This is a genomic window from Saliniramus fredricksonii, from assembly GCF_900094735.1.
Lineage (GTDB): Bacteria > Pseudomonadota > Alphaproteobacteria > Rhizobiales > Beijerinckiaceae > Saliniramus > Saliniramus fredricksonii.
In genome coordinates this window covers 1,262,501-1,288,816 of the sequence record NZ_FMBM01000001.1, presented here as the reverse complement: position 1 = coordinate 1,288,816, position 26,316 = coordinate 1,262,501, and the positions used below count along the sequence as shown (strand labels likewise).

Annotated in this window: 16 protein-coding genes, 1 tRNA gene, 2 rRNA genes and 4 pseudogenes; 13 read left to right on the top strand and 10 right to left on the bottom strand. The window is 60.9% G+C overall.

The genetic code is table 11. The features are described 5' to 3' along the window. Window positions 1-92 precede the first annotated feature (92 nt). Genes GA0071312_RS05865 through GA0071312_RS05855 form a run of 3 tightly spaced genes read left to right on the top strand, consistent with a single transcriptional unit; the run spans window position 93 to window position 3,372 of the window. Window positions 93-1,073 carry a carbohydrate ABC transporter permease gene (locus tag GA0071312_RS05865; RefSeq protein WP_074443951.1) on the top strand — a complete coding sequence of 327 codons (981 nt, stop codon included), beginning with the start codon at window positions 93-95 and terminating at the stop codon, window positions 1,071-1,073. A gap of 12 nt (window positions 1,074-1,085) precedes the next feature. After that, window positions 1,086-2,240 carry a carbohydrate ABC transporter permease gene (locus GA0071312_RS05860; protein WP_074443950.1) on the top strand — a complete coding sequence of 385 codons (1,155 nt, stop codon included), beginning with the start codon at window positions 1,086-1,088 and terminating at the stop codon, window positions 2,238-2,240. 40 nt (window positions 2,241-2,280) lie between these two features. Further along, window positions 2,281-3,372: an ABC transporter ATP-binding protein gene (locus GA0071312_RS05855; protein ID WP_074443949.1), complete on the top strand. Its 1,092-nt coding sequence runs from the start codon at window positions 2,281-2,283 to the stop codon at window positions 3,370-3,372. A gap of 189 nt (window positions 3,373-3,561) precedes the next feature. Here the strand turns inward: GA0071312_RS05855 and GA0071312_RS19890 are convergent, their stop codons facing one another. Further along, window positions 3,562-3,732 carry a hypothetical protein gene (locus GA0071312_RS19890; protein WP_165603963.1) on the bottom strand — a complete coding sequence of 57 codons (171 nt, stop codon included), beginning with the start codon at window positions 3,730-3,732 and terminating at the stop codon, window positions 3,562-3,564. A 272-nt stretch (window positions 3,733-4,004) separates the two neighbouring features. On the opposite strand from GA0071312_RS19890, the gene GA0071312_RS05850 reads away from it, so the two are divergent. Further along, window positions 4,005-4,652 carry a Crp/Fnr family transcriptional regulator gene (locus tag GA0071312_RS05850; protein WP_238947107.1) on the top strand — a complete coding sequence of 216 codons (648 nt, stop codon included), beginning with the start codon at window positions 4,005-4,007 and terminating at the stop codon, window positions 4,650-4,652. Between the two features lie 9 nt (window positions 4,653-4,661). On the opposite strand, the gene GA0071312_RS05845 is transcribed toward GA0071312_RS05850, so the two are convergent. From GA0071312_RS05845 to dnaG, 3 genes are all read right to left on the bottom strand, one after another. Further along, window positions 4,662-5,066 carry an acyl-CoA thioesterase gene (locus GA0071312_RS05845; RefSeq protein ID WP_074443948.1) on the bottom strand — a complete coding sequence of 135 codons (405 nt, stop codon included), beginning with the start codon at window positions 5,064-5,066 and terminating at the stop codon, window positions 4,662-4,664. Window positions 5,067-5,085: 19 nt separating this feature from the next. After that, on the bottom strand, window positions 5,086-7,155 hold the full coding sequence (rpoD, locus tag GA0071312_RS05840; RefSeq protein ID WP_074443947.1) for an RNA polymerase sigma factor RpoD: 2,070 nt from the start codon (window positions 7,153-7,155) through the stop codon (window positions 5,086-5,088). Window positions 7,156-7,496: 341 nt separating this feature from the next. Beyond that, window positions 7,497-9,428, bottom strand: a complete 1,932-nt coding sequence (dnaG, locus tag GA0071312_RS05835; protein WP_074443946.1) for a DNA primase — start codon at window positions 9,426-9,428, stop codon at window positions 7,497-7,499. Between the two features lie 337 nt (window positions 9,429-9,765). Between dnaG and GA0071312_RS05830 the strand changes: the two genes are divergently transcribed. Further along, on the top strand, window positions 9,766-10,695 hold the full coding sequence (locus tag GA0071312_RS05830) for a DMT family transporter (protein ID WP_165603962.1): 930 nt from the start codon (window positions 9,766-9,768) through the stop codon (window positions 10,693-10,695). Here GA0071312_RS05830 and GA0071312_RS05825 read toward each other — a convergent pair. Then, the gene (locus tag GA0071312_RS05825) at window positions 10,666-11,568 is read right to left on the bottom strand and encodes a LysR substrate-binding domain-containing protein (RefSeq protein WP_074443944.1); all 903 of its coding nucleotides are present in this window, start codon (window positions 11,566-11,568) and stop codon (window positions 10,666-10,668) included. The genes GA0071312_RS05830 and GA0071312_RS05825 overlap by 30 nt on opposite strands. A 41-nt stretch (window positions 11,569-11,609) precedes the next feature. Here GA0071312_RS05825 and GA0071312_RS05820 point away from each other — a divergent pair, with 41 nt between their 5' ends. From GA0071312_RS05820 to GA0071312_RS05795, 6 genes and pseudogenes are all read left to right on the top strand, one after another. After that, a complete protein-coding gene (locus GA0071312_RS05820) occupies window positions 11,610-12,512 on the top strand; it encodes an ROK family protein (protein WP_074443943.1) in 903 nt (300 codons plus the stop codon). Beyond that, complete coding sequence (locus GA0071312_RS05815; RefSeq protein WP_074443942.1) at window positions 12,506-13,438, top strand: carbohydrate kinase family protein; 933 nt, start codon at window positions 12,506-12,508, stop codon at window positions 13,436-13,438. The genes GA0071312_RS05820 and GA0071312_RS05815 overlap by 7 nt, the downstream gene beginning before the upstream one ends. A gap of 132 nt (window positions 13,439-13,570) precedes the next feature. Further along, window positions 13,571-15,059: pseudogene (gene istA / locus GA0071312_RS05810) on the top strand (IS21 family transposase). After that, a pseudogene (locus GA0071312_RS05805) lies at window positions 15,049-15,411 on the top strand (ATP-binding protein); the annotation flags it as partial. The pseudogenes istA and GA0071312_RS05805, both read left to right, overlap by 11 nt. A 305-nt stretch (window positions 15,412-15,716) precedes the next feature. Continuing rightward, window positions 15,717-17,054, top strand: coding sequence for an IS110 family RNA-guided transposase (locus tag GA0071312_RS05800; RefSeq protein ID WP_074443772.1), 1,338 nt, complete (start codon window positions 15,717-15,719; stop codon window positions 17,052-17,054). A 28-nt stretch (window positions 17,055-17,082) separates the two neighbouring features. Then, window positions 17,083-17,529, top strand: a pseudogene (locus GA0071312_RS05795) (ATP-binding protein); the annotation flags it as partial. A gap of 50 nt (window positions 17,530-17,579) precedes the next feature. On the opposite strand, the gene GA0071312_RS20265 reads toward GA0071312_RS05795, so the two are convergent. Further along, a complete protein-coding gene (locus GA0071312_RS20265) occupies window positions 17,580-17,717 on the bottom strand; it encodes a hypothetical protein (RefSeq protein ID WP_238947106.1) in 138 nt (45 codons plus the stop codon). A gap of 3 nt (window positions 17,718-17,720) precedes the next feature. Here GA0071312_RS20265 and GA0071312_RS05790 point away from each other — a divergent pair, with 3 nt between their 5' ends. Both GA0071312_RS05790 and GA0071312_RS05785 read left to right on the top strand, forming a co-directional pair. Then, on the top strand, window positions 17,721-18,344 hold the full coding sequence (locus GA0071312_RS05790; RefSeq protein ID WP_238947105.1) for a helicase-related protein: 624 nt from the start codon (window positions 17,721-17,723) through the stop codon (window positions 18,342-18,344). Between the two features lie 107 nt (window positions 18,345-18,451). Then, entirely contained in the window at window positions 18,452-20,101 is a 1,650-nt protein-coding gene (locus GA0071312_RS05785) for an IS1634 family transposase (protein WP_074443941.1), read from the top strand. A 190-nt stretch (window positions 20,102-20,291) separates the two neighbouring features. Here GA0071312_RS05785 and GA0071312_RS05780 read toward each other — a convergent pair. The 4 genes and pseudogenes from GA0071312_RS05780 to GA0071312_RS05765 form a co-directional block, all read right to left on the bottom strand. Then, a pseudogene (locus GA0071312_RS05780) lies at window positions 20,292-21,531 on the bottom strand (IS256 family transposase). Between the two features lie 351 nt (window positions 21,532-21,882). After that, window positions 21,883-21,959, bottom strand: a tRNA-Met gene (locus tag GA0071312_RS05775). A 78-nt stretch (window positions 21,960-22,037) separates the two neighbouring features. Next, window positions 22,038-22,153 (bottom strand): 5S ribosomal RNA (rrf, locus tag GA0071312_RS05770). 783 nt (window positions 22,154-22,936) lie between these two features. Continuing rightward, window positions 22,937-26,212, bottom strand: a 23S ribosomal RNA gene (locus GA0071312_RS05765). Between the last annotated feature and the right edge of the window lie 104 nt (window positions 26,213-26,316).

Here is a 26,316-nt window from a genome sequence, read left to right as displayed (position 1 = left end):
CTGCACCTTGCGGCGCGCGGACCGTTCACCGCGCGCCGCCGATCCGGCCTGCATGAGAAAAACGAAGCAGGTCGCTTTCAGGGGGGAGCGTCATGACACCGATGCTGCAGGGCCTGTTGACGATCGTCATCGGCGTCAGTGCCTGTGTGGGCTATTTCTACGCGGCGAACCTGCTTCTCGACAAGGTTCTGCTGCCTGCGCGCGGGCCGCATGCCGGACGCAACATCAACCGCGCGAACCGGATCCGGCCCTGGATCTTCCTGTTCCCGGCCCTGTTCGTGCTCGGGCTCTATCTCGTCTATCCGGTGATCGGCTCGTTCCATCGCTCGCTGTTCGACCGCTCGGGCGAGACCTTCATCGGCCTGGGCAATTACGTCGCCCTGTTCAATGCCGCCGATTTCCGCGTCAGCGTGTTCAACAACCTGCTCTGGATCATCGTCGTGCCGGCCCTGGCCACCTTCATCGGCCTGATCGCGGCCCAGCTCACCGATCGCCTGACCTGGGGCAACATCGCCAAATCGATGATCTTCATGCCGATGGCGATCTCATTCGTCGGCGCCTCGCTGATCTGGAAATTCGTCTATGCCGTCAATCCTGATATCGGCCTGATCAACGCGTTCCGCTTCGCCTTCGGCGCCGAACGCGGCGTCGATGTGATCCAGATACCGTTCTGGAACAATTTCTTTCTGATGGTGATCCTGATCTGGATCAAGACGGGTTTCGCCATGGTGATCCTGTCTGCCGCCTTGCGGGGCATTCCGGAGGAGACGATCGAGGCTGCAATCATCGACGGGGCAAGCCCGTGGCAGGTCTTCTTCAGGATCAAGGTGCCGCAGATCATGGGCACCATCGTCGTGGTCTGGACGACGATCACCATCCTCGTGCTCAAGGTCTTCGACATCGTCTACACCATGACGGGCGGCAATTTCGGCACGGAAATCCTGCCCAGCTACATGATGAGCTACATGTTCCGCGATGACGGGCGCGCCACGGCGGTGGCCTTCGTGATCATGATCCTCGTCCTGCCGGTGATGATCTGGAACATCGTTCAGGCCCGGCGCGAAGTGCGGTGAGGAGGCGGGAACATGGATTCGATTGCCGGCAAGAAATCGCGCCTGACCTGGGCGGTCAACATCGCCGTCATGCTGCTCGTGATGCTGTGGCTGATCCCCACCATCGGGCTGTTCATCTCCTCCTTCCGTGACCGCGACCAGATTTCGCAATCGGGGTGGTGGGTGGCGCCGCTGCCGGTCGAGCTGACCTTCCGCAGCAGGGTCGATCCGCGGGACCAGCGCGAAGAAGACGGACGCTTCATCATCGAGGGGAACCTCTTCGACGATCCCGCCAATGCCGCGCGCTTCCCTGACGGGGCAGGCGAAGTGGTGAATTTCGGCATACGCGGCGCCGCGCCTTCGGAATTTCCGGCGGGTGCGGAAGCCGCGTTGCGCCGAGGCGGTACGCTCACCGTGGCGCGCGACGGCAGATTCCGCGTGGATGCGCCGGAAGCCTTCGAGCGGCGCGGGCCGACCATCTATTTCAAGGCGCGCACACCGCCGCAATTCACCTTGCGGAATTACTGGACCGTGCTGACCGCCGGCGGGATGGACCGGGCCTTCATCAACACGCTCACCGTCACCATTCCCGCCACGATCATCCCGATCCTGATCGCCGCCTTTGCCGCCTATGCGCTCGCCTGGATGCGGTTTCCCGGCCGCGCGCTGCTGATCGCGGGGATCGTCGGATTGCTGGTGGTGCCGCTGCAACTCGCCCTCGTGCCGCTGTTGCGGCTCCATACCAGTATCGGGATCGGGCAGAGTTTCATGGGGATATGGCTGGCGCATACCGGATTCGGCATGCCGCTGGCGATCTATCTGCTGCGCAATTACATGGCCGGCCTGCCGCGCGACATTATCGAGAGCGCGCGGGTCGACGGCGCGACGGATTTCCAGGTCTTCACCAGGATCGTCCTGCCGCTATCCTTCCCGGCGCTCGCCTCCTTCGCGATCTTCCAGTTCCTGTGGACCTGGAACGACCTGCTTGTCGCCAAGGTGTTCCTGCCGTCGGGACCCGATTTCCAGGTCATGACCGTGAAGATCGCCGATGATCTGCTCGGCTCGCGCGGCGGCGATTGGGGCATTCTGGCAACGGCCGCCTTCGTTTCCATCGGCGTGCCGCTGCTCGTCTTCTTCACGCTGCAGCGATACCTCGTGCGAGGGCTGCTGGCGGGTTCGGTGAAATAGGAACGGCTTGTGCCGGAACAGGAACGGGGAGCGTGGGTCGATGGCCGAGCTGAAACTGACCGGGGTCGAGAAAGCCTATGGCGACGTCAAGGTTCTCGCCGACATCAATCTCGGGATCCACCCGGGCGAGCTCGTCGTCTTCGTCGGGCCCTCGGGCTGCGGCAAGTCCACGCTCCTGCGCATGATCGCCGGGCTCGAACAGATCACCGGCGGCACGCTCGAGATCGACGGCATGGTGATGAACGACGTGCATCCCTCCCAGCGCGGCATCGCCATGGTGTTCCAGTCCTATGCGCTCTATCCGCACATGACCGTGCGCGACAACATGGCTTTCGCACTCAGGATCGCGAAGAAGACCGGCGCCGAGATCGAAGCGGCGGTGGCCCGTGCCGCCCGCATCCTGCAGCTCGAACCCCTGCTCGACCGGCTGCCGAAGGAGCTCTCCGGCGGGCAGCGCCAGCGCGTCGCCATCGGGCGCGCCATCGTGCGCGATCCGCGCGTCTATCTCTTCGACGAACCGCTCTCCAATCTCGATGCGGCCCTGCGCGTGGCGACGCGGATCGAGATCGCGCAACTGAAGGAATCGATGCCCGATTCCACCATGATCTACGTCACCCATGATCAGGTCGAGGCGATGACGCTCGCGAGCCGCATCGTCGTTCTGGCCAATGGCGGCATCGCCCAGGTCGGCTCGCCCATGGAGCTGTATACGAAGCCGGAAAACGAATTCGTGGCGCAATTCATCGGCTCGCCCGCCATGAATCTGCTGCCGGGACGCGTCACCGAAACCGGCGCGCAGACCCGCGTCGCGCTGGAGGGCGGTGGAACGGCGCGCGTGGCCATTCCCACCACGGAGGCGGACGGGGGCCTTCCGGTCAATCTCGGCGTACGCCCGGAGGATCTCGTCGCGAGCGATGACGCGGATTATCTCTATCGCGGCAAGGTCGAGATTACCGAAGCGCTCGGCGAACTCACCGTGCTCTATTTCGCGCGTGATGCCGCAGGTGCGCAGGTCCTGGCCAAACTGCCGGGCATCCATTCAGACATGCGCGGCAAGGCCGTCAGCCTCAAGGCGGATCCGGACCGGCTTCACCTGTTCCATCAGGGTCGCTCGCTGCTCTATCGCAGCTGATCCGGCTTTGCGGAAAGGCGAAACAAACATTAGGGATTATGCACGACGACGAAAAGCACCGATGTAATTATACAACTTATAATGACTTTATTCAAGAATTTTGCAATCTTAAGAATCCTTTTCGACATTCACTGCATCTACCTGAAATAGCGATTGGTCCAGACGCGAGAAGTCTGTTTCCGATCCTGATCACGCCTCTTCTGTAAAGCGGTTCCCGGCCTTCAATGGGATTTTCAGCGAAATCGACGAAAAATTGCATATCAAATATGCAATCTCCGGCGTGATCCGGAAGATTGTTCCAATATCCGAAATGGTCAGCCAATTACCGCGCAGAATTGGTTCATTGGTCTGAACAATCATTGACATTCTCAATCACTAGTGAGAATTGTATGGACAAGTCTGTGCGTAAGCGGACACAAAATACAATCTCATGAAGTGAAGGGTGCCCGGGAGGGGCGGGTGGCATGTCGAACAGACGGGAAAGTACAAAGGCATCTCGGAGCATCTCGGCAACCAGCGAAACGTCCGGTCCCGGACGCACGCGTATATTCGAACTTGGAAACGACCAGAACAGATTACTGATTGCAGCCGATCCGCAAGATCGCGCCACATTACAGCCCTTCCTCGAACCCGTGACCTTGCTTCCCGGCGAGATTCTGCTCGATGTCGGGCAGGCGATCGATTACGTGTATTTCCCGCAAAGCGGCGTCATTTCACTACTGACGATGGTCCAGCCGAATCAGTTCGTCGAGACCTGCACGATCGGGCGCGAAGGCGCCGTCGGCCTCGTCACCGGGCTTGGCTCCGGCGTCTCGCTCAGCCGTGTGGTCGTGCAGATCGCCGGGCGCGCGCTGCGCATGCGCGCAGCGCTCCTGAACGAGATCCTGCCCAAGACACCCAGCCTCAACGACATCAAGACGCGTTATGGTGAGGCCCTGATCTCACAGGTCTTGCAGACGCTTGCCTGCAACACGCTGCATTCGGTCGAGCAACGCCTCTGCCGCTGGCTGCTGATCTGCCGCGACCGAACCGCCAGCAATACCGTCCCGCTGACCCAGGAGGCGTTGGCCGAAATGCTGGGTGTCCAGCGCACCACGGTGACGGCCGCAGCCCGCAGCCTGCAGGCGCGGGGCTTCATCCGATATCGCCGCGGCGTGATCGAATGCACCGATGTGAACGGTTTGCAGCAGACCTCATGCGAATGCTACGCACTCATGCGCGATACCTTCGCGCGACTTCTGCCATATACATATGAAGACCCTTCAGGCGATCGTGGCTGAAGCGGCGCCTCAGTCCGCCGCAGGGATCGGGCGCGGGCGCCCCGCATCATCAATGGCGACGAAGGTGAAGCTGGCATCCGTCACCTTCTCGCGGGTATCGCTCTGGAAGCGCCTTGCCCAGGCCTCGATATGGATCTTCATCGAGGTCCGACCCACCGATTCGATCTCGGTATAGACGCACAAGACATCCCCGACCCGCACCGGGCGGATGAAGGTCATCGCCTCGACGGCGATGGTGACGACGCGCCCGCGTGCGCGCTCGACACCGGCAATGCCACCGGCCTGGTCCATCTGCGAGAGCACCCAGCCGCCGAAGATATCGCCATTGGCGTTGGTATCGGCCGGCATGGCGATGGTGCGCACCGTGAGTTCGCCGCGCGGTTCATTCGCTTCGCCCCCGGATGCAGCCGCCATCGCCGCGTCCTCCCCCGGATCAGTTGTCGAGGAAGCTGCGCAGCTTGCGCGAGCGCGACGGATGCTTGAGCTTGCGCAGGGCCTTCGCCTCGATCTGGCGGATACGCTCGCGGGTCACCGAAAACTGCTGGCCGACCTCCTCCAGCGTGTGGTCGGTGTTCATGCCGATGCCGAAGCGCATGCGCAGCACACGCTCCTCGCGCGGTGTAAGCGAAGCGAGCACCCGGGTCGTGGTCTCGCGCAGATTCGACTGGATGGCGGAATCGATCGGCAGGACGGCGTTCTTGTCCTCGATGAAATCGCCCAGATGCGAATCTTCCTCGTCGCCGATCGGCGTCTCGAGAGAGATCGGCTCCTTGGCGATCTTGAGTACCTTGCGCACTTTCTCCAGCGGCATGGCGAGCTTCTCGGCCAGTTCCTCCGGCGTCGGCTCGCGCCCGATCTCGTGCAGCATCTGGCGCGAGGTGCGCACGATCTTGTTGATCGTCTCGATCATGTGGACCGGGATGCGGATGGTGCGGGCCTGGTCGGCGATGGAGCGGGTGATCGCCTGCCGGATCCACCAGGTGGCGTAGGTCGAGAACTTGTAGCCGCGACGATACTCGAATTTGTCGACCGCCTTCATCAGGCCGATATTGCCTTCCTGAATCAGATCGAGGAATTGCAGGCCGCGATTCGTATATTTCTTGGCGATCGAGATCACGAGACGCAGATTGGCCTCGATCATCTCCTTCTTGGCCTGGCGCGCTTCGCGCTCGCCCTTTTGCACCATGTGCACGATCTTGCGGAATTCCGAGATCTCGAGCCCGGTTTCGGAGGCGAGCGTGTGGATCTGGTCGCGCAGATCGTGGATCTGGTCCTTGCCGTCAGCGACGAAGTTCTTCCAGCCCTTGCCGCCCAGCTTGGAGACTCGCAACAGCCATTTCGGGTCAAGCTCGTAGCCCTGATAATTGCGCAGGAAATCCTCGCGCCCGACACCGAAGCTCTCGGCATAGCGCATCAGCCGGCCCTCATGCGAGAGCAGGCGCTTGTTGATGTCATAGAGCTGCTCGACCAGCGCATCGATGCGATTCTGGTTGAGCGAGAGCGACTTCACGTCAGTGACGATCTCTTCCTTGAGCTTTTTATACTTGCGCTCCTGGGAGGGCGTGAGCTGCGAATTCTGCATGCGCTGCTCGACATGCTCGACCTGCAGGCGGCGGAGCTTCTTGTAGTTGTCCGCGATCCGGTCGAAGGTTTCGAGCACGCGCGGCTTCAGCTCCGACTCCATGGCGGAGAGAGAGACGTTGTTGTCCATATCGTCGTCATCAGTGTCGGCATCGCCGTCGGTCTCGGCCTCCGGGGTCGAGCCGGGTTGAGTCTGGTCGCCCGCCGGTTTTGCCGCCGCTTCCTCGCCGGCAGCGGCACCGGCAGCACCGTTGACGACGCCACTGACCGCCGCGCCCGCGCCCGCATCCTCATCGTCCTTGCCGGGGGCGCCCTTGCCCTCCGGATCGGCATAGGTGGCTTCGAGATCGATGATGTCGCGCAGAAGCACGCGGCCTTCGACCAGTTCATCGCGCCAGATGATGATGGCCTGGAAGGTCAGCGGGCTCTCGCAGAGCCCCGCGATCATCGCCTCGCGACCGGCCTCGATGCGCTTGGCGATGGCGATTTCGCCCTCGCGCGAAAGCAGTTCGACCGAGCCCATCTCACGCAGATACATGCGCACGGGATCGTCGGTCCGGTCCGTCGGCTCCTTCGTGGTTTCAGGCTTGGCCGCCACGGCACGGGTGGTCGATGCAGCGACGAGATCGGTGCCTTCGGCTTCCTCCTCGCCGGATTCGCCTTCCGCCTGCGCCTCCTCGACTTCCTCTGCCTCGACGACATTGATGCCGAGCTCGCTGAGTTGGCCGAGCACATCCTCGATCTGCTCGGACGAGAACTCCTCCGAGGGCAGGACGTCATTGAGCTCGTCATAGGTGACGTAACCGCGTTTGCGCGCGGTCTTGATCATCTTCTTGACCGCGGCATCGGTCAGATCGAGCAGCGGACCATCCGATTGTTGCTCGGGCGCCGCTTCGGTGGTCTCAGTTGCCTTGGTCGCCATTCAAGAATTCCCACAGATCTCGGCCGGAATCGACGTTCCGGCAACACGCCCCCACGCACCAGCCCCGTGCCCCGGGCCGGGCGTTTCGGCGGTGATGCTCAACGAACCCGGAACGCCCCTCGCTCGGGCACGCCGCGAATCACCGAACATGAAACACCAATCGGCTTGTCGAAGCGTTAAGCATCGCACCCGCTTAGCGAAGCGATCCCACGACGGGAAGACGGACCAACGGAAAAACCGGCGCCGGATGCCTTTATCCGCCGCCGTCCCGACCTCTATCGCCCCTTTCGGAATCCGTTTCGCGTCGACGATCGCCTCCACCTCGCAACAGCCGTTGCGTTTCAATCTTCCCGGTCGGCTTCCGCGCCCTCGAGCGACGACAACTGAACCTGAACGTCACGCATCCAGGCCAGATTGGCTTCACTGTCATCCTCGGCCAGTGCGCGGGCAGCCGCCTTCAATTCCGTATGTAGCGTGTGTGCGCGCCGATGCAAGATGATGGCCTGCCTCAATGCATCCTCGACACGCAATCCGTCGGCATGCGGGTCGAGAATCCAGCGCAGGCTGGGCACCATCCGGGCATGCAGGGCTTGATACGTGTCGGCGAGACCGGCGCGCCGCAGCGAGAGCGCGACGTATTCCGCCTCGGCGGTATTGTCCTCGGCGATGTAATCAAGCAGAAATCCGCGCAGCCGCCGCGCCTCGGGGCTGGCCAGTTCGAGCGCCGCCAGCGTCTCGGCGTGTTCTTCCAGAAGATGCGGATGCGCCACGAAGGCAGCCACGATGGTCGCCTCACGCGGAGCCGCCGCCGCCGGGATATCGGGATCGGGACGGGCGAACAGTCCGGAACGCAGCAGCGCCGGGCTCGGACGGTAGCCCTGCGGCAGGCGCATCCCCGGTGCCTCCTGCTGCCAGCCGGCGCGCGGCCCGCGTGCATAGCCACCGCCGGCCCCGCCACCCTGACGTCCGCCCCCGCGCTCGTAACCGCCACTGCGCCGGCCCGCCCCGCGAAACTGCTGCGCGAGACGCTCGTTGATCGCATCCCGGTAATGCCTCTGCAGGGTCTCGTCGCTGATCACCCGCAGAGCCTGATGCAGGCGCCGCTCGAAGGCGGCCCGCTGCTCCGGCGTTTCCAGCGGCCCGGCCTCGGTCTCGCGCGCCCAGAGCACGTCGATCAGGGGCAGCGCGGCTTCGAGCACCCGCTCCATCGCAGCAGCGCCGCCCTCGCGGGCGAGATCATCGGGATCCTGTCCCGCCGGCAGCATCGCCATACGCAGCGACTTGCCCACCGGCAGACGCGCGAGCGCCACGTCGAGCGCGCGGAAGGCCGCACGGCGCCCGGCCTTGTCGCCATCGAAACAGAGAATCGGCTCATCCGCCATACGCCACAGGACGGCGAGTTGCTCTTCCGTCAGCGCGGTGCCGAGTGGCGCGACCGCGTTGTCGAAGCCCATCCCCGCCATGGCGATGACGTCCATGTAACCCTCGACCGCGACGACGACGCCCTTGTCATGCGCCGCCTTGCGCGCCTGATGGGCGTTGTAGAGCATCGTCCCCTTGTGAAAGAGCGGGGTATCGGGAGAATTGAGATATTTCGCCGGAACATCCGCCGAGAGCGCGCGCCCGCCGAAGGCGACGACCCGTCCGCGCGAATCGCAGATCGGGAAGATCAGCCGGTCGCGAAAACGGTCGAAGGGCACGGCGATATCCTCGCCGGAGACCAGCAGACCCGCCTCGATCATTGTCTCGCCCGGCACACCCTTGTCGGCGAGATGATCGCGCAAGGCATAGCGCTCTGCCGGGGCGTAGCCGATGCGAAAGCGCTTCTGCAGCGTCTGCGGCATGCCGCGCCGGGCGACGTATTCGCGCGCATTGGTGCCGCGCCGCCCGGCATATTCCTTCTCGAAGAAGGCGGCGGCGAGTTCCATCACCTCGTGCAGGCCCGCGCGGCGCTTTTCCGCCTCGAGATTCTCCATCGTGGGCCTGGGCAGGCTCACACCCGCCTCACCGGCGAGCCGCTCGACCGTCTCGGGGAAGCTCAGCCCCTCGGTCTCCATCAGGAAATCGAAGATGTCGCCGTGCTTGCCAGACGAGAAACAGTGATAGAAGCCCTTCTGGTCGTTGACGTAGAACGAGGGCGACTTCTCCTGGTTGAAGGGCGAGAGCCCCTTCCATTCGCGCCCCGCCTTCTTCATCTGCACGCGCTTGCGCACGACTTCCGAAACGGGAAGCCGGGCACGGATCTCGTCGAGAATCGCGGGCGGATAGCGCATGGGTCGATCTTACATCAAATCGGGGGCGCCTGCGGGTTTAGTCCGCGTGGCGTGCGATCGCACCTTGAAATGCGCCTGCGCGCCTGTGGATCGCTGTGGAGGAATTGCCGCCTCCTCCTGCGTCGCGGGACGCGATTGATGAATCAGACTGCACAATCATCAAAAATTTCTCGTTTGCCGCGATCGGGTTTTTCGGGCAATTTTCGTTGACATTGAAGTAAATACAAAAAGGAGAAACAATGCAAAACCGTAAATATCATATCGAAAAACGAATCGAATCTGAAATCAAAAACGTTTTTAAAAGCTGCAAACTTTGATATTGCAATTCTGAATGTGGATGGCGGCTTTCTGGCCGTGTAGCAACGATATGACCTGGATCATACTCGGCCTCGGCGCCGGAATCATTCTCGGAATCTACGATTTCCTGACGAAGATCGCCCTTCGCAAGAACGGTGTCCTGGAAGTCGTCTTCTTGTCGTCGCTGATCGGTGCGCTTGTCTGGCTTCCCTTCATACTGGCCCCGGACAACGCCGTTCACGCCCTGCGCCCCGTCGGCCTTGCGCCGGAGGGCTTGTCCCTGAGTGAGCATCTCGCCGTTCTTCCGAAGTCGCTGATGATGGTCGTCACCTGGGTGCTGTCATACTATTCCGTCAAGGCTCTTCCCTTGTCGATTTCAGCCGGAATCCGCGCATCGGGGCCGGTTTGGACAGCAATCGGCGCCTATGTTTTCCTCGGTGAACTGCTCTCCCCGATGCAATGGACCGGCATATTGCTGGCTGTCGCGGCGTATTACTATTTTTCGCTCATCGGAAAAAAAGAGGGTATTCATGTCCAGAGCAATCTTTGGGTATTCTGCATGCTCGCCGCAACGCTCATGTCCTCGGCAAATGCGTTGTATGATAAGCATATATTGGTGAATCTCGATCTAGATCTTGCATCGGTTCAGGCATATTCTGCACTTCAACGTGCAGCGCTCGCAGCTATAATTCTGCCTTTTATAATAAAACGTATCACACTCAAGGGCCTGATGTCCGAAAATTGGTCAATCACTGCCTTGGCAATTGCTTATGTTACAGCCGAATTCGTTTATCTCTGGTCCGTCAACTCAGAGGGAGCGCTTATATCCGTCATCTCCATCCTGAGACGAACAAATCTCATCATGGTATTCGGGCTCAGTGCCATTCTGCTTCGTGAAAATAACATACCTCAAAAGACCATGGCAATCGGTGTCGTTCTACTAGGGATTTGCCTCGTCATTCTGAATTGAATCAATAAGCCATCCGTATACATCCGCAATGGGCCTCCTACTCAGCGAGTTCTTTCTACAGATGAGGAAATAAGAAGAATCGGATTCGAGTCCAATGTCGAACAATACTTCCAGTTCGCCGCGGCGAATCAATCGATCGACGAGCGAACGTCGCACGAGAGCGACGCCGACACCCTGCAGAGCAGCATCCACCATCATCGCCGTATCGGAGAGCAGAAGCAGCTTGCCGGTCCCCGGCGGCTCAAGCTTCGCCAGCTCGAACCACGGCGCCCAGGGTTGGCGCTGGTGCTCGACGAGCGTCGCGCGCCGGAGACGTTGCTGCAGGCCGCCCTCCCCGAGGGAGGCCGCATATGTCGGCGTTGCCACGGGAATCCACGCATCATCCATGATCTTGGTGACGGCCAGCCCCTCACTGCCCGGATCGCGGCAGAACCGGATGGCGAGATCGGCTTCATTCTGGTCGAGCTGCACTTGCCGCAAGGTCGTATCGATGTCCAGCGTGATGTCGGACAGAGTACGCTGCAAGTCGGCGAGCCGAGGGAGCAGCCAGAAACGGGCAAAAGAAGGAAGGATCGACAGGCGCACATGCGTATGTCGATCCTTGAAGCTACTGGTGGCGCTCTGCAGCGCCACCAGAGCCGGAACGATGCTCTTGAGAAGCACATCCCCTTCCATTGTCAGACGCGCACTGCGCGTCGTACGCTCGAACAACAATGTTCCAAGATTTCGCTCCAGCTCCCTTATTCGATGACTGATCGCACTGTCGGTAATGCAGAGTTCTTCAGCCGCGCGTCGAAAACTGCGATGCCGGGCGACCGCGTCAAACGCTATCAGAGCTTGGGTTGAAGGGATGCTGCAGAATTCCGAATTCATTTTATTTCCCGGCGAATATTGATCAACTCTGGAGAAGCTCAATGCACATGATCGGAATAGATGTGGGTGGCACAAAGATCGAAGGTGTCGCCCTGGATAACAAAGGGCGTGAGATTTTTCGAATTCGGCGGAGAACAATGCATGATTCGGGATACGAAAATATAATCAAGCAAATTGCTGGCATTCATATGTCTATCGCGGCTAATATTGGAGATACCCCCTATTCTCTGGGCATCTGCACGCCGGGCACCATCGATCACGACAATGCAAGACTGCGATTTTGCAATATCGAATGCATGAATGGGAAAAATCTTCTGCGCGATCTGCAAGACGAAATCGGTATGCCGCTGGCGCTGACGAATGACGCGAACAGTTTTGCGCTTGCCGAAGCGCGGCTGGGAGCAGGTCGATCCGGGCACTTCGTATTCGGCATGGTACTCGGCACCGGCTGCGGCGGAGGCTTCGTCGTGGGCGGAGACATCTGGGAAGGGTGTAACGGGATTGCCGGAGAATGGGGGCATTCTGTGCTCTATCATGGAGGCCATGCCTGCTATTGCGGGCGCCATGGATGCGTGGAGCGATATTTGAGCGGTACGGCCATCGAGCAGTCCTATCATGCAATCTCCGGGAGAAAGATCACCGTTCCAGAAATCCTGAATGCGCGCAAGTGCGGTGATCCGCATGCCTCGCGGGTTTTGGATGGCTTCATGGAGGCATTCGGTCTCGCAACAGCGAATCTGATCACGATATTTGACCCGGATATCATCGTGCTCGGGGGTGGGCTTTCAAATATGGACGATATCTACGCTGAAGGCACGCGACGTGTACGGGACAATATCATGGGAGATCATGTCAAAACCCAAGTAAGCCGCAACATATTAGGCGATTCAGCAGGCGTTCTGGGCGCCGCGCTGCATGGCTACGAGGTCGGACGCTCATGCTGAAAGTGCTTTGTCTGGGTGGCGTCACGCTTGACGTCCTCGTAGCGATCGAGGCTGAAGTTCAGCCCCTGCCTGGGCAGAAACAGGAAGCCAGCCATATCGAACTGGCCGCCGGAGGGGGCGCGATGAATGCGGCAACGGTCTTCAACAGACTCGGCGCGCAGGTCGGCATCCACTGCGCGATCGGGCGGGATGAGGCCGGGGAGTTCATCTTGCGGACATTGACGCAGAGCAATGTCTCCACAACCAATGTTGAAGTAGTCGATGATACACCAACCGGCAAAGCCATCGTCACCATTCCTCGGTCGGGCGACGCTTCGGTCATGGCTGCGCGCGGCGCAAACCTGAGGCTGCGCGCCGATTCCATCTCGATCAAATCTGCCGATCTGCTTTATGTGACCGCAGCGCCGCAAGCCGCCTACCGGGCAATCGCACAGCGCCTTTCGGATGCGCCCCGCGCATTCGAATTCGTGGCGTTCAACCCCGGCATGGGCCAGATCATCGCAGACTTTGCACAATGTGAGCCCGTCATCGCAGAATGTGATCTTCTCGTGGTGAACAAGAACGAGGCACGACAGCTTGCGCAACAGATGGATCTGCCTTGCGCCGGTCTGTCCGTCGTCGATATCTGCAGGAGTCTCGACCGGAGATACGGAGGTCTCGTCTGTATTACTGATGGGGAGCATGGAGCCTGGCTGACCGGTGGCGCCGAAATCTTCCACGAATCCGTATTTGAATCGCCTGCGCTCCCCCATCAACACAGCACACTCGGCGCGGGAGATACTTTCGGCGCAACACTGGCATACATGCTGGCATTGGGGAAGACCACCGAAGAAGCGCTTCAGCTAGCTGCGCGCAATGCCGCTGCCACGGTTACACGGTTGGATGCAAATTCGGGTGCCTTGTCGATCAAGGAATTCCTGAATTAGAGCAACTTGCATCTATATATTGTATGTTCCGTTGAGAAGTGACCCGGGCAGGCACGGAATTTCCACTGAGATTTGACCCATGTGACCCTTTCCCCAACGCGGCATGCGGTGGGGGACTACGGAGTGATCCACATGGGATTTTTGAACATCATTCGCCGGATGGCATTGCGGGAGAAGCTGCCGCTTCGCGAGATTTCGCGACGCACTGGTTTGTCGCGGAACACCATCAAGAAGTATCTGAACGCGGGTACCGTCGAACCGAAGTTCGCGACGCCCCAAAGGGCGAGCAAGCTTGACCCTTTCGCTGAGAAGCTGGGTGCCTGGCTGAAGACGGAGGCCGGCAAATCGCGCAAGCAGCGCCGGACGCTGAAGCAGCTCCATGCCGATCTGAAGGCTCTCGGCTTCACGGGCTCCTACAATCGGGTTGCGGCCTTTGCCCGGTCTTGGCGGATGGATCGCCAGCGGGAGCAGCAGACGACGGGGCGCGGTACCTTCGTCCCTCTGGCCTTTCGCCCCGGCGAGGCGTTCCAGTTCGACTGGAGTGAGGATTACGCCGTGCTCGGCGGCGAGCGCACCAAGCTGCAGGTCGCCCATATCAAGCTGTCGCACAGCCGAGCCTTCCTGCTGCAGGCTTATCTGCTCCAGACCCACGAGATGCTGTTCGATGCCCATTGGCACGGTTTCCGCGCTTTCGGCGGCGTGCCGGGGCGCGGCAAGGAACGCCAAGTCAACATCCGGTTCCTGGCCATGACGAGCCATTAGGTCTTTGAACCGGCATTCTGCAATCCCGCCTCGGGCTGGGAGAAGGGACAGGTCGAGAAGAATGTCCAGGATGCACGACCACGCCTGTGGCAGCCGATGCCGAACTTCTCCGATCTGGCTGCGCTGAACGCCTGGCTGGAACAGCGTTGCATGGAGCTGTGGCACGAGATTCCGCACGGGGCTCTGCCCGGCACCATTGCTGCTGTCTGGGCCGGGGAGCAGGCCGCGCTGATGCCGCTACCCTCCGCCTTCGACGGCTTCGTCGAGCAGAGCAAGCGCGTCTCGCCGACCTGTCTGATCAACTTCGAGCACAATCGCTACAGCGTTCCCGCGTCATTCGCCAATCGCCCCGTCAGCCTGCGGATCTATCCCGACCGGTTGGTGGTGGCCGCCGAAGGGCAGATCCTTTGCGAGCATCCGCGCGTCATCGATCGCTCCCACAAGCAACTGCCCCGCACGATCTATGACTGGCGACACTATCTCGCGGTCATCCAGCGAAAGCCCGGGGCGCTGCGGAACGGGGCACCCTTCGCAGAATTGCCCATGGCATTCAGACAGTTGCAGGATCAGATGCTGCGCCGTCCTGGTGGAGACCGTGAGATGGTCGATATTCTCGCGCTCGTCCTGCAGCACGATGAGGAGGCCGTGTTGACCGCCATGAGAACGCGCCCTGGCCGAGGGCGTGCCGACCAAGACCCATGTCCTGAACCTGCTGCATCGCCTCATCGACGGCAAGACAAGCGGCACCCCGGATATCGACACGCCGCAGGCGCTGATCCTGAGCCGTGAGCCGACAGCCAATGTCGAGCGCTATGACGGCCTGCGCCTCCAAAATGACGAAGGCCGCCATGCGTCATGATCCTGCCAGCGGCGCCGTCGTCATCATGCTGCGCAGCCTCAAGATGTACGGCATGGCACAGGCCGTCACCGATCTGATCGAACAGGGCGCGCCGGCGTTCGACGCCGCCGTGCCGATCCTGTCCCAGTTGCTCAAGGCCGAACTGGCCGAGCGTGAGGTGCGCTCGATCGCCTATCATCTGAAGGTCGCACGCTTCCCTGCCTACAAGGACCTCTCCGGCTTCGACTTCGCATCCAGCGAGATCAACGAGGCAACAGTGCGTCAGCTTCACCGGTGTGAGTTCCTCGATGGGGCCCAGAACGTCGTTCTGATCGGAGGCCCAGGAACAGGAAAAACCCAGGTATCCATAGCGAGCCGGGTCTGATGCCACGGGGAAAACGATTGGGATAAGTGCCCTGACAACGTGATCGAGGATCAGGCCCGGTTCCCGGCATGCCGGGAACCGGGCACGGTGTCGACGCGAACCAGGCCGGTTCGGGCTCGAAGACCCTGAGAGATCCTCCGATCGTCTCGTGACCGTGACGCAGTCAGCCCGACCCAGCCGCGCCGACGGGCAAGTGTAACACGATTGTTGAGCGCCTTCGCGGGCGCTGCCACGAATGACCCACCTGACTGTGCCGGCGGCGATCGGTTCCAAACTAGGGAGCCCTGAACAAGATGCATAGAACCGTCGGAATAGACCTTGCGATCCGTGGCGACCATGTCGCCCAAATCTTCGAAAATGGAAAGCCCGTCGGCCGGCCTATCCGCTTCCGCCACGACGCGCCCTCGCTTGATGCATTCGTCGCCTCCGTATCGGCGGACGTGCATACCGGCACCGCCGTGCAGGCGATCATGGAGCCGACAGGGATGAGCTGGTTCCCCGTCGCCCACCGCCTGGGCGACGCCGGCGTCGAGGTCGCCCGCGTGAAGGGCAAGAGGGTGAAGGCGCTGCGGCGGTATCTTTCCGAGCACGCCAAGACTGATCTCGCCGACGCACACGTGCTCGCCGCCATCCCCTCCTTCGGCGGCCCTCGGCTCGACCCTGTTCATGTGCCGTCGCCGAAAAGCCATGCCCTGCAACGGCTCACAAAGCAGCGCGGTCGGCTTCAGGATGAGGTGGCCGCCAGCAAGCGCCGGCTCATGGATCTCGTCCGGTGGGCCTCTCCCGTTCTCGAGCGTGTGCTCCCCGACCTGCGTACCCGCCTTTCGCTGGCCGTACTCCAGCACTGGCTCGACCCGGATCGGGTGCTCCGCGCCCGTAAGAGTACCCTCGCTCGCTTCATCGCCGAGCACGCGAGTGGCAATCAACCGCACTCCGGCCCCTTCGTCGATGCGCTCGTCGACGGAATCCGAGACGCCGCCAGACAGGCTCGCAAGCTGCACCGCCACCACGTCGACTTCGTCGAGTTGCAGATGGAGGTCGCTGTGGAAATCGAGTTGGTGCTGCGCAAGATTGAGCTGCTCGGCACTCTTGAGAGACGCATCGAGAGGCTGTATTCCGAGCTGCAGCCAGACGATGTCCTGCGCACCATCCCCGGCGTCGGCCAGCGCCTCGCGCCCGTTCTCGCCGGCGTCATCCACGATGCCGGGAGGTTCCGATCGGAGCGCCACCTACGGGGCTTCTGCGGTCTCTTTCCCCGACGAGCTGACAGCGGCGGTGCAGAGCGTCCCGGGCAGAAGATCACGGCGAGTGGGAACGATCGCATCAAGCGCGCGCTCATGCTCGCCGCCGACACGGCTCGAAAGATCGACCCAAAGCTCGCCGAGACATATTGGCGCCTGATGACCACCAAGGGGCATCATCACAAACAAGCTCTATGCGCCGTTGCCAATCGCCTCGCGAACAGGATCTACAGCGTGCTTCGCGATGGCCGCCCCTATGTCCTGCGCGACGTCGACGGCCTCGAGATATCCGTGGCGGATGCAAAGGCCATCATCGCCGAGCGGTACCACGTTCCGAACGGGTTGCGCGCATCGCGGCGAGCCAGCCGGGCGCCGAGAGCCGGAGCGTGAAAAAACTGCTTGGCTCTCGGTACAAGATCATGTCGCGACGGCCCTTGGCATCCAGGCCATCGAGCATCACCGGCGAAAGGTCCGCTTCTTCTCGACCATCGAGCTCGTCAATGCCCTCGAACAGGAAAAGGCAAAGGGCAAGGCCGGTCAGATCGCCGAAAGCCTCACCCGCCTTGATCTCGTGATCCTCGACGAACTCGGCTACCTGCCGTTCAGCGCCTCCGGCGGCGCGATGCTCTTCCATCTCCTGAGCAAACTCCATGAGCGCACAAGCATCGTGATCATGACAAATCTCGGCTTCAGCGAATGGGCGACGGTCTTCCTCGACGCCAAAATGACGACCGCCCTGCTCGATCGCCTGACACACCGCTGCCACATCCTCGAAACCGGCAACGACAGCTTCCGCTTCAAAACAAGCTCAGCAGCCGCAGCCCGTAGCGGGAAGGAGCCGAACCATAACTTGACGCCCGTCTGACCCTCAGAACATAACCTTCAAGCGGGTCAATTCTCGATGGAAATACCGGCTCACTTCTCGACGGAAATCAACATTCTGGGGCCCAGCACAATCTTCAGGCCTTCCTCGATGAATACGCCCACTACCTCGTCGACGCAGAAGGCCTCGGGACCCGTCCAGCCAAAGAACGAGCAACCGGGGTCGCTCATGCGATGGCCCATGCCCTCGCCATTCGCCCTTCGCAGATCGACGTCGATGATGTGCATGTCGACGGCGAGTCCCTCGCCATCAGCAAGTTCCAGATGCGCGGACGCTTTGCGATGCGGCTCGCCGACTACAAAGATGAGGATGGCGCCGTTGCACGGCTCGGAGGCGTCCGCGAAGCGTTTAACTCACCGTTTCGGCCGTTTGTTCTCGCCACGACCTCGGTCGGACAGGAGGGGCCGGATTTTCATCCCTATTGCTATCGCGTCTACCATTGGAACTTGCCGAGCAACCCGGTTGACCTCGAACAGCGTGAAGGCCGCGTTCACCGATTCAAGAGCCACGCAGTGCGCCTCAATCTTGCCGAACGGCAGGCCGACGCCATCAGGGGCGGCGGGCGGTCTCCTGACGATCCGTGGAGACTGATGTGCGAACGCGCCCGATCCGAGGCGCCAGTAGACACCGATCGCATCCCCTATTGGATCTATGAGGGCTCAGTGAGGGTCGAACGGCGCGTGCCGATGTTGCCGTTCAGCCGGGAGTTAACCCGCTTGGCTTGGCTCAAGCGCAGCCTGACCCAAGTTGAACAGTTGAATTGGACGAAGCGGGAACATTTTTCCGTAAGCCATTGATGTTATTGAGGTGGGGTCGGTGGGCGTCAGTTTGTGTGGTGCTAAATAATGTAAGAATAGGCGTTTCATTGCTTGACGAATGGAGGTTTCTGAGATGCTAATTCGGCATGTTCGTGCGCGAGAAGACCATCAATGGCTACACCTACATCTACCTTGTGGAGAATGTCCGCGAGGGTGGCCGCACGAAGCAGCGCATCATCCGCAATCTCGGACGCAAGGAAACGGTTCTCGCCAGCAAGGATCTCGATCGCCTGGCCGCCTCGGTCGGACGGTTCACGGAACGGGCCATGGTCCTGGATGCCATCAACAACGGTGATGCGGCGCGATACGAAGCTCGTCGCATCGGCGGGCCGCTGCTCTTCGGGCGCCTGTGGCAGCAACTCGGCATCGATCAGGTGATCGCTGATCAGCTTGGGGAACGCGGCTTCGAATTCCCGGTGGAGCGGGCCGTGTTCACCGCGACGCTGCACCGTCTGTTCGTCTCCGGCTCGGATCGCGACTGCGCGTCCTGGATGCAGGATTACGACATTCCCGGTGCCGACGATCTGTCGCTGCACCATTTCTATCGGGCCATGGCCTGGCTCGGAGAAGATCTGCCAAAGGACGAGCAGAAGGATGCGACGCCCTTTTCGCCGCGTACCGTCAAGGACGTGATCGAGGAGGCGCTGTTTGCGCGCCGGCGCGACCTGTTTACCGATCTCTCCATCGTCTTCATGGACACGACCTCCCTGTCCTTCCACGGCGAAGGCGGCGAGACGCTGGGGGCACGGGGCTATTCCAAGGACCATCGCCCTGATCTCAACCAGATGATCCTCGCCGTCATCGTCGATGCCGATGGCCGCCCGGTCTGCACCGAGATGATGCCAGGTAACACCGCCGATGTCGCCATCCTGCTGCCGATCGTGCAGCGGCTGCGCAGCCGTTTCGGTATCACCCGAGCCTGCATCGTGGCGGATCGGGGCATGATCTCGCAGGCCACGATCACGGCGCTAGAGGAACAGGGTCTGGAATATGTGTTGGGTGTGCGCGAGCGCACCGACGCACGCATGCGCCGGGTTCTCGACGATCCGCAACCCCTCACGCCGCTCCTCGTCGAGCGCAGCCAGGGCGAGACGCAGCTCTTCGCCAAGGAGGTCGTCGTCGACGGGGTCCGCTACATCGTCTGCCGCAACGAGGCGCAGGCCGAGAAGGACCGCAAGGACCGCCAGGCCATCATCGCTGCCCTCGATACGCAGTTGAAGAAGGGCGACAAGGCGCTCGTCGGCAACTCCGCCTACAGGCGTTATCTCAACACCACGACGCGTGATGCCTTCGAGATCGATGCCGGCAAGATCGCCGAGGAAGCCCGCTATGACGGGATCTTCGTCCTGCGCACCAACGCGAGGATTTCTCCGCTTCAGGCGATGCTGCGCTACCGGGACCTGCTCACCGTCGAGACGCTGTTTCGTGTCGCCAAGGCGACGCTCTCGACACGTCCGATCTTCCATTCATCCGATGCCGCCATCCGCGGCCACGTCTTCTGCTCCTTCCTAGCCCTGATGCTGCACAAGGAGCTGTTCGACCGCTGCACCGAAGCCGGGATCAAACCCGAGTGGCGCCCGCTCCTGCGTGATCTCGACCGCCTGCAGAGCGGCAAAATCGAAAAGGACGGACGCAGCATTGCCATCCGTACCCCGGTAAGCGGTCAGGTCGGGCCGGTATTCCGCGCCGTCGGCGTGGCGCTGCCGCCGAACATCGCCGAAACCGAAGCTGCTTGACCGCACGACCCTCCGACCGTGGTGCTAAAAGCGCGAAGGCGCCCCCTATCCCATTGAAAATTCATAATTATCGGAAATCAGGTGTTTAAGTTGGGCCTGACAGTGTATCGCCTGGCCTTCGGCCGGTCGTGTCTTATATCTGGTGGAAATTCCCTGGCGATGTGTTCCGGGCATGTGAAGGTTCCGCTTCTCAGGCGGCGAGGGCAAGCTTGATCGGTTCGATCGGTTGAGAAAGCGTCTCCCATCCATCGACCTTGCGCATCTGGATCTGACCGGAGGCGAGCAGTGCCCAGAGCAGCATCGGCACGGTTTCGGCGCAGGGCAGCACGGTCTGCGTCTTGATCCGGCGGCGGAATTCCTCGTTGAGCCGCTCGATCGCGTTTGTCGTTCGTGCCGACTTCCACTGGGACGGATCGAGGCGGGTGAAGGTGAAGAGCCGATCCCCGGCTTCCTCGAGGCTGTCGGTGATCGCACGGCATTTCAGGCGCCATTTGCGCAGGAACGCCTTGCGCCGGATTTCGATCTCGGCAGCGGTGTCGGCGTAGATCATGTCGCGGTAGTCCTCGGTCAGCTCGTCGTGCATGCGCTTCGGGGCATGGCCGAGAAGGTTGCGGTGCTTGTGCACCGTGCACCGCTGGATCGGCAGCTCTTCGCCCCAGAGCGCAATGAGGGCGGCTTCCAGCCCGGGAGCGCCATCGACAATGACGAAGTCCGGTCGCTTCAGGCCACGCGCATCGAGATCGGCGAGGAACCCGCCCGAGGAACCCGCCCTATGCCGCCTTGCTTTCGCCGCCCGTGTTCTTGATGGCGAGCAACACCTTCTGCCCGTCGCGGCGCACGCCGATTGCCGCCAGCACCGAGATGTTCGTGGCCTTGCGGTCCAGACGGGTCTTGATGACGGTGCCGTCCAGGATCAGACGGACGATGTCCTCATCGGCGAGGCTGCGTGCGCACCACGCGTCCCAGTCGACCTTCACCTTGCGCCAGGCCCGGCTGACGACATCCTTGCCGACCGCCCCCTGAAACAGGCCGAACAGCGCGCGCTTGACCCGCCGCGTGTTCGTGCCGGCCAGATAGACCGAGGCGATCAGGGCCTCGGCCTTCTTCGTCAGACGCTGATAACGCGGCAGCGCCCGTGATCGCCATTCCGTGATCTTGCCCTCTTCGTTCTCGATCCGCGCGCGCGGCACGCTGACCGTTTCGGTTCCGAAGGTGCCGACGAGCTGGCGGTCGCGATGGCCGTGCCGATAGCCCTTCTTCAAGCCGCCGCCGCGGTCATAGCGGCAGCGCCCGATGACGGCCGCGAGCTCTTCCTCGAACAGCGCCTCGATCGTAGCGCGGATGTTCTGCCGAAGCCGATCCTCGATGGGATCGTAGCCGACGTCGCTGCACAGTAGCGCTGGCGTGGTCGTGTCTGTAGTCTGGTCCATGGCGTGATCTCCCTGGCGGTTGCTGCCGCCGGTTGGGTGGGTTGAATCACCCGGAGATTACGCCGCCTTCAAATTTCCACCACCTTCGCGACACGACCCTTCGGCCAGCCCCGTCAGGATGATCTTCTAGAGTATCTGCAGCATATCGTAGGTGCTGGTATGGATGGCTCGATGCTCGGCGACCTGCAAATTCGCCTCGAGCCGAGACCAGCTATTATGTCGGATTCATAGATTACGCAGCGATATGAAGGACTTCGGCGCCTCTTGCTTCCACAGTGCTTCCACGGGCGTTGGAAACGCAAACGCCGCCCCTGAGGGCGGCGGATAAGCGTTTGATAACGCCGAAGATTTTGGTTGCGGGGGTAGGATTTGAACCTACGACCTTCAGGTTATGAGCCTGACGAGCTACCGGGCTGCTCCACCCCGCGTGAGGTGTGTTGTTTGTGGGGGCTTGTGAGAGGATGATGGTTTTTTGCTTTTTTGCGTGATTGTCTTGTCTTTTGCGGGCCCGGCGACGACCTACTCTCCCGGGTCTTGAGACACAGTACCATTGGCGCTGAGGCGTTTAACGGCCGAGTTCGGGATGGGATCGGGTTTTATGCGCCTCGCTCGAGCCACCGGGCCGGCGAAAGACAAGTTTGCGCAGCAAACTTGATTGATTGATTTAGCCTCAGACGCCGACTTTCTGGTCGGCCTCAAGCGCCGGCGTGGGCGTGCGCCCACTTGGCTTTTCCGCGGAATGGTCCGCGACGCGCGTTCGCGCTTTGGGCCTTCGGCCTGGTTTTTACGCAGGCCTCAAGCGCCGGCGTGGGCGTGCGCCCACTTGGCTTTTCCGCGGAATGGTCCGCGACGCGCGTTCGCGCTTTGGGCCTTCGGCCTGGTTTTTACGCAGGCCTCAAGCGCCGGCGTGGGCGTCCGCCCACTTGGCTTTTCCGCGGAATGGTCCGCGACGCGCGTTCGCGCTTTGGGCCTTCGGCCTGGTTTTTACGCAGGCCTCAAGCGCCGGCGTGGGCGTCCGCCCACTTGGCTTTTCCGCGCATGAGCGCGGGCGGCCGTTCGGCCTTGCCGGCGCGTTGCGCCGGGTCGGGCTGAACCGTCTGAGGTGAAGCATGAGGTTGGTGACGGTCTTTCTGGATCTGACGTTTTTTAATCAGCCCCGGCGCGCAGCGCCGCAAGCGCGAACGCGCGTCGCGGATCGTTCCGCGGAAAGCCAAGCGGACGGAGGTCCGCGCCGGCGTTTGAGGCCAACAATAAACGAGTGATCCTGCAACGTTTGTGATGAGCGTCGGGCCGTCAGGCCCGCAAGGCCGAACGGCCGCCGCGCCGCGTGGCGCGGAAAGCCAAGCGGACGGACGTCCGCGCCGGCGTTTGAGGCTCATCAAAAAGCGCGCATGGATCATGAGAGGCAATCAAGCCAATCGAGCGATTAGTACCGGTAAGCTCAACGCATTGCTGCGCTTGCACACCCGGCCTATCGACGTGGTGGTCTTCCACGGCTCTCAAGGGAGATCTCGTTTCGAGGTGGGTTTCCCGCTTAGATGCCTTCAGCGGTTATCCCGTCCGTACATAGCTACCCTGCACTGCGGCTGGCGCCACAACAGGTCCACCAGAGGTACGTCCATCCCGGTCCTCTCGTACTAGGGACAGATCCTCTCAAATCTCCTACACCCACGGCAGATAGGGACCGAACTGTCTCACGACGTTCTGAACCCAACTCACGTACCACTTTAATCGGCGAACAGCCGAACCCTTGGGACCTGCTCCAGCCCCAGGATGTGATGAGTCGACATCGAGGTGCCAAACGATCTCGTCGATATGGACTCTTGGAGATCATCAGCCTGTTATCCCCGGCGTACCTTTTATCCGTTGAGCGATGGCCCACCCACGCGGGACCACCGGATCACTATGGCCGACTTTCGTCTCTGCTCGACATGTCCGTCTCGCAGTCAGGCAGGCTTATGCCATTGCACGCAACGACCGATTTCCGACCGGTCTGAGCCCACCGTCGCGCGCCTCCGTTACTCTTTGGGAGGCGACCGCCCCAGTCAAACTGCCTGCCATGCGCTGTCCCGGACCCGGATAACGGATCGCGGTTAGACATCCATGTCGCCAAGGGTGGTATTTCAAGGGCGGCTCCACACAGGCTGGCGCCCATGCTTCAAAGCCTTCCACCTATCCTACACATGCCGACACGAATGCCAGCGCAAAGCTACAGTAAAGGTGCACGGGGTCTTTCCGTCTGACCGCAGGAACCCCGCATCTTCACGGGGAATTCAATTTCACTGAGTCGATGCTGGAGACAGCGGGGAAGTCGTTACGCCATTCGTGCAGGTCGGAACTTACCCGACAAGGAATTTCGCTACCTTAGGACCGTTATAGTTACGGCCGCCGTTTACCGGGGCTTCGATTCAAAGCTCTCACCTCTCCTCTTAACCTTCCGGCACCGGGCAGGCGTCAGACCCTATACGTCATCTTGCGATTTCGCAGAGCCCTGTGTTTTTGCTAAACAGTCGCCACCCCCTGGTCTGTGCCCCCCGCCACCGGTTGCCCGATGACAGGGCCTCCTTATCCCGAAGTTACGGAGGTAATTTGCCGAGTTCCTTCAGCATCGTTCTCTCAAGCGCCTTGGCATACTCTGCCAGTCCACCTGTGTCGGTTTCGGGTACGGTCTATAATACGGGGGCTGTTTCCAGGGACCATCCAGAAGCACACCCAATCCAGTAAGGATGCACAACACTTCAGATCCGTCACCACCCGCAGGCTGCGGAATATTCACCGCATTCCCATCGACTACGCCTTTCGGCCTCGCCTTAGGAGCCGGCTAACCCTGCGCAGATTAACTTTACACAGGAACCCTTGGACTTTCGGCGACAGCGTCTCTCACGCTGTTTGTCGTTACTCATGTCAGCATTCTCACTTCCGATACCTCCAGGACCCCTCACGAGTATCCCTTCACAGGCCTACGGAACGCTCCGCTACCACCCGGTGACCAGTTATCAGTAATCAGTGACCAGATGCCTCGAGACCGTCAGCGGTCGGCGAGACTGTTCTTCAAACCTTGCAACATCCGCACGATCTGACGCAACTCGTCGCGCCAGTCTTCCGCACGTTCATGCGCAACAAACCCGAGATCCGCGCAATACCGACACCACAGACGCGTCTCCTCGGCAGAGCCGATCGCCATCACGAGATAGCGCCCGAACTCCCGGGGAGAGGCCTGCTGTCGACCGGCACCCTCGACAATCAATCCACAGACCGATCGCGAAGATCGTCTGAGCTGATCGGCGAGACCGCCATATTGCTCACTCTTGGGAAACTCCAGGCTCACGCCATGAAGCTCCAGCGACAATGCATAAGCACGACGAAAGACCTCCAGATCTTCCGCGTCCCAACGCTTGCCGCTACGCGCATCAAAGTTCATTCTGTTCACTGTTCACTGATAACTGGTCACCAGATCCTAAGCTTCGGCTCGTGGCTTGAGCCCCGTTACATTGTCGGCGCAGGAACCCTTGTTTAGACCAGTGAGCTGTTACGCTTTCTTTAAAGGATGGCTGCTTCTAAGCCAACCTCCTGGTTGTTTTGGGGTTCCCACATCCTTTCCCACTTAGCCACGAATTGGGGGCCTTAGCTGTAGGTCAGGGTTGTTTCCCTCTCCACGACGGACGTTAGCACCCGCCGTGTGTCTCCCGCGCAAGTCTTCCAGGTATTCGGAGTTTGGTTAGGTTTGGTACCGTTGTGGACAGCCCTAGCCCATCCAGTGCTCTACCCCCTGGAGCATAAACGCGAGGCGCTACCTAAATAGCTTTCGCGGAGAACCAGCTATCTCCGAGTTTGATTGGCCTTTCACCCCTAACCACAAGTCATCCGAGGCTTTTTCAACAGACACCGGTTCGGTCCTCCAGTGCGTGTTACCGCACCTTCAACCTGCTCATGGCTAGATCACTCGGTTTCGGGTCTGAAGCAACGAACTGAACGCCCTGTTCAGACTCGCTTTCGCTGCGCCTACACCTCACGGCTTAAGCTTGCTCGCTACTTCAAGTCGCTGACCCATTATACAAAAGGTACGCGGTCACCCAGGACAAACCTTGGGCTCCCACTGTTTGTAGGCATCCGGTTTCAGGGACTGTTTCACTCCCCTCGTCGGGGTGCTTTTCACCTTTCCCTCACGGTACTGGTTCGCTATCGGTCGCTAAGGAGTACTTAGGCTTGGAGGGTGGTCCCCCCATGTTCAGACAGGATTTCACGTGTCCCGCCCTACTCGTATCCCACACCTCCCTGAACCCGTACGGGGCTGTCACCCATAGTGCCCGACTTTCCAGACGGTTCCGGTTGAGAAGAATGTGAGCATTGGCCTGGTCCGCGTTCGCTCGCCGCTACTGACGGAGTCTCGTTGATGTCCTTTCCTCCGGGTACTGAGATGTTTCAGTTCCCCGGGTTCGCCTTTGACCCCTATGTATTCAGGATCAAATACCTTCTCATAGCAACCAGTAAACAGTAACCAGCCACCAGATCGCTCCGGCAACTGCCCACTGTTCACTGGTCACTGAAGGTGGGTTGCCCCATTCGGAAATCCCCGGATCAAAGCTCGTTCGCAGCTCCCCAGGGCTTATCGCAGCGTACCACGTCCTTCATCGCCTCTTAGCGCCAAGGCATCCACCAGATGCCCTTATCACACTTGATTGCTCTCATGATCCATACGCGCTTTTGCAAGCTTGCAAGATCAAAACAAACCACACACGCCATCAAGCCGGCGCATGCAGCCCTCCATACGGACTACTCGGCAGT

Excerpts from the sequence above, each read along its gene's own strand:
- GA0071312_RS05865 (WP_074443951.1), top strand. The coding sequence starts at position 93 with ATGACACCGATGCTGCAGGGCCTGTTGACGATCGTCATCGGCGTCAGT.
- GA0071312_RS05860 (WP_074443950.1), top strand. The coding sequence starts at position 1,086 with ATGGATTCGATTGCCGGCAAGAAATCGCGCCTGACCTGGGCGGTCAAC.
- GA0071312_RS05855 (WP_074443949.1), top strand. The coding sequence starts at position 2,281 with ATGGCCGAGCTGAAACTGACCGGGGTCGAGAAAGCCTATGGCGACGTC.
- GA0071312_RS19890 (WP_165603963.1), bottom strand. The coding sequence starts at position 3,732 with ATGATTGTTCAGACCAATGAACCAATTCTGCGCGGTAATTGGCTGACC.
- GA0071312_RS05845 (WP_074443948.1), bottom strand. The coding sequence starts at position 5,066 with ATGGCGGCTGCATCCGGGGGCGAAGCGAATGAACCGCGCGGCGAACTC.
- rpoD (WP_074443947.1), bottom strand. The coding sequence starts at position 7,155 with ATGGCGACCAAGGCAACTGAGACCACCGAAGCGGCGCCCGAGCAACAA.
- dnaG (WP_074443946.1), bottom strand. The coding sequence starts at position 9,428 with ATGCGCTATCCGCCCGCGATTCTCGACGAGATCCGTGCCCGGCTTCCC.
- GA0071312_RS05830 (WP_165603962.1), top strand. The coding sequence starts at position 9,766 with ATGGCGGCTTTCTGGCCGTGTAGCAACGATATGACCTGGATCATACTC.
- GA0071312_RS05825 (WP_074443944.1), bottom strand. The coding sequence starts at position 11,568 with ATGAATTCGGAATTCTGCAGCATCCCTTCAACCCAAGCTCTGATAGCG.
- GA0071312_RS05820 (WP_074443943.1), top strand. The coding sequence starts at position 11,610 with ATGCACATGATCGGAATAGATGTGGGTGGCACAAAGATCGAAGGTGTC.
- GA0071312_RS05815 (WP_074443942.1), top strand. The coding sequence starts at position 12,506 with ATGCTGAAAGTGCTTTGTCTGGGTGGCGTCACGCTTGACGTCCTCGTA.
- GA0071312_RS05800 (WP_074443772.1), top strand. The coding sequence starts at position 15,717 with ATGCATAGAACCGTCGGAATAGACCTTGCGATCCGTGGCGACCATGTC.
- GA0071312_RS20265 (WP_238947106.1), bottom strand. The coding sequence starts at position 17,717 with ATGAGCGACCCCGGTTGCTCGTTCTTTGGCTGGACGGGTCCCGAGGCC.
- GA0071312_RS05790 (WP_238947105.1), top strand. The coding sequence starts at position 17,721 with ATGGCCCATGCCCTCGCCATTCGCCCTTCGCAGATCGACGTCGATGAT.
- GA0071312_RS05785 (WP_074443941.1), top strand. The coding sequence starts at position 18,452 with ATGTTCGTGCGCGAGAAGACCATCAATGGCTACACCTACATCTACCTT.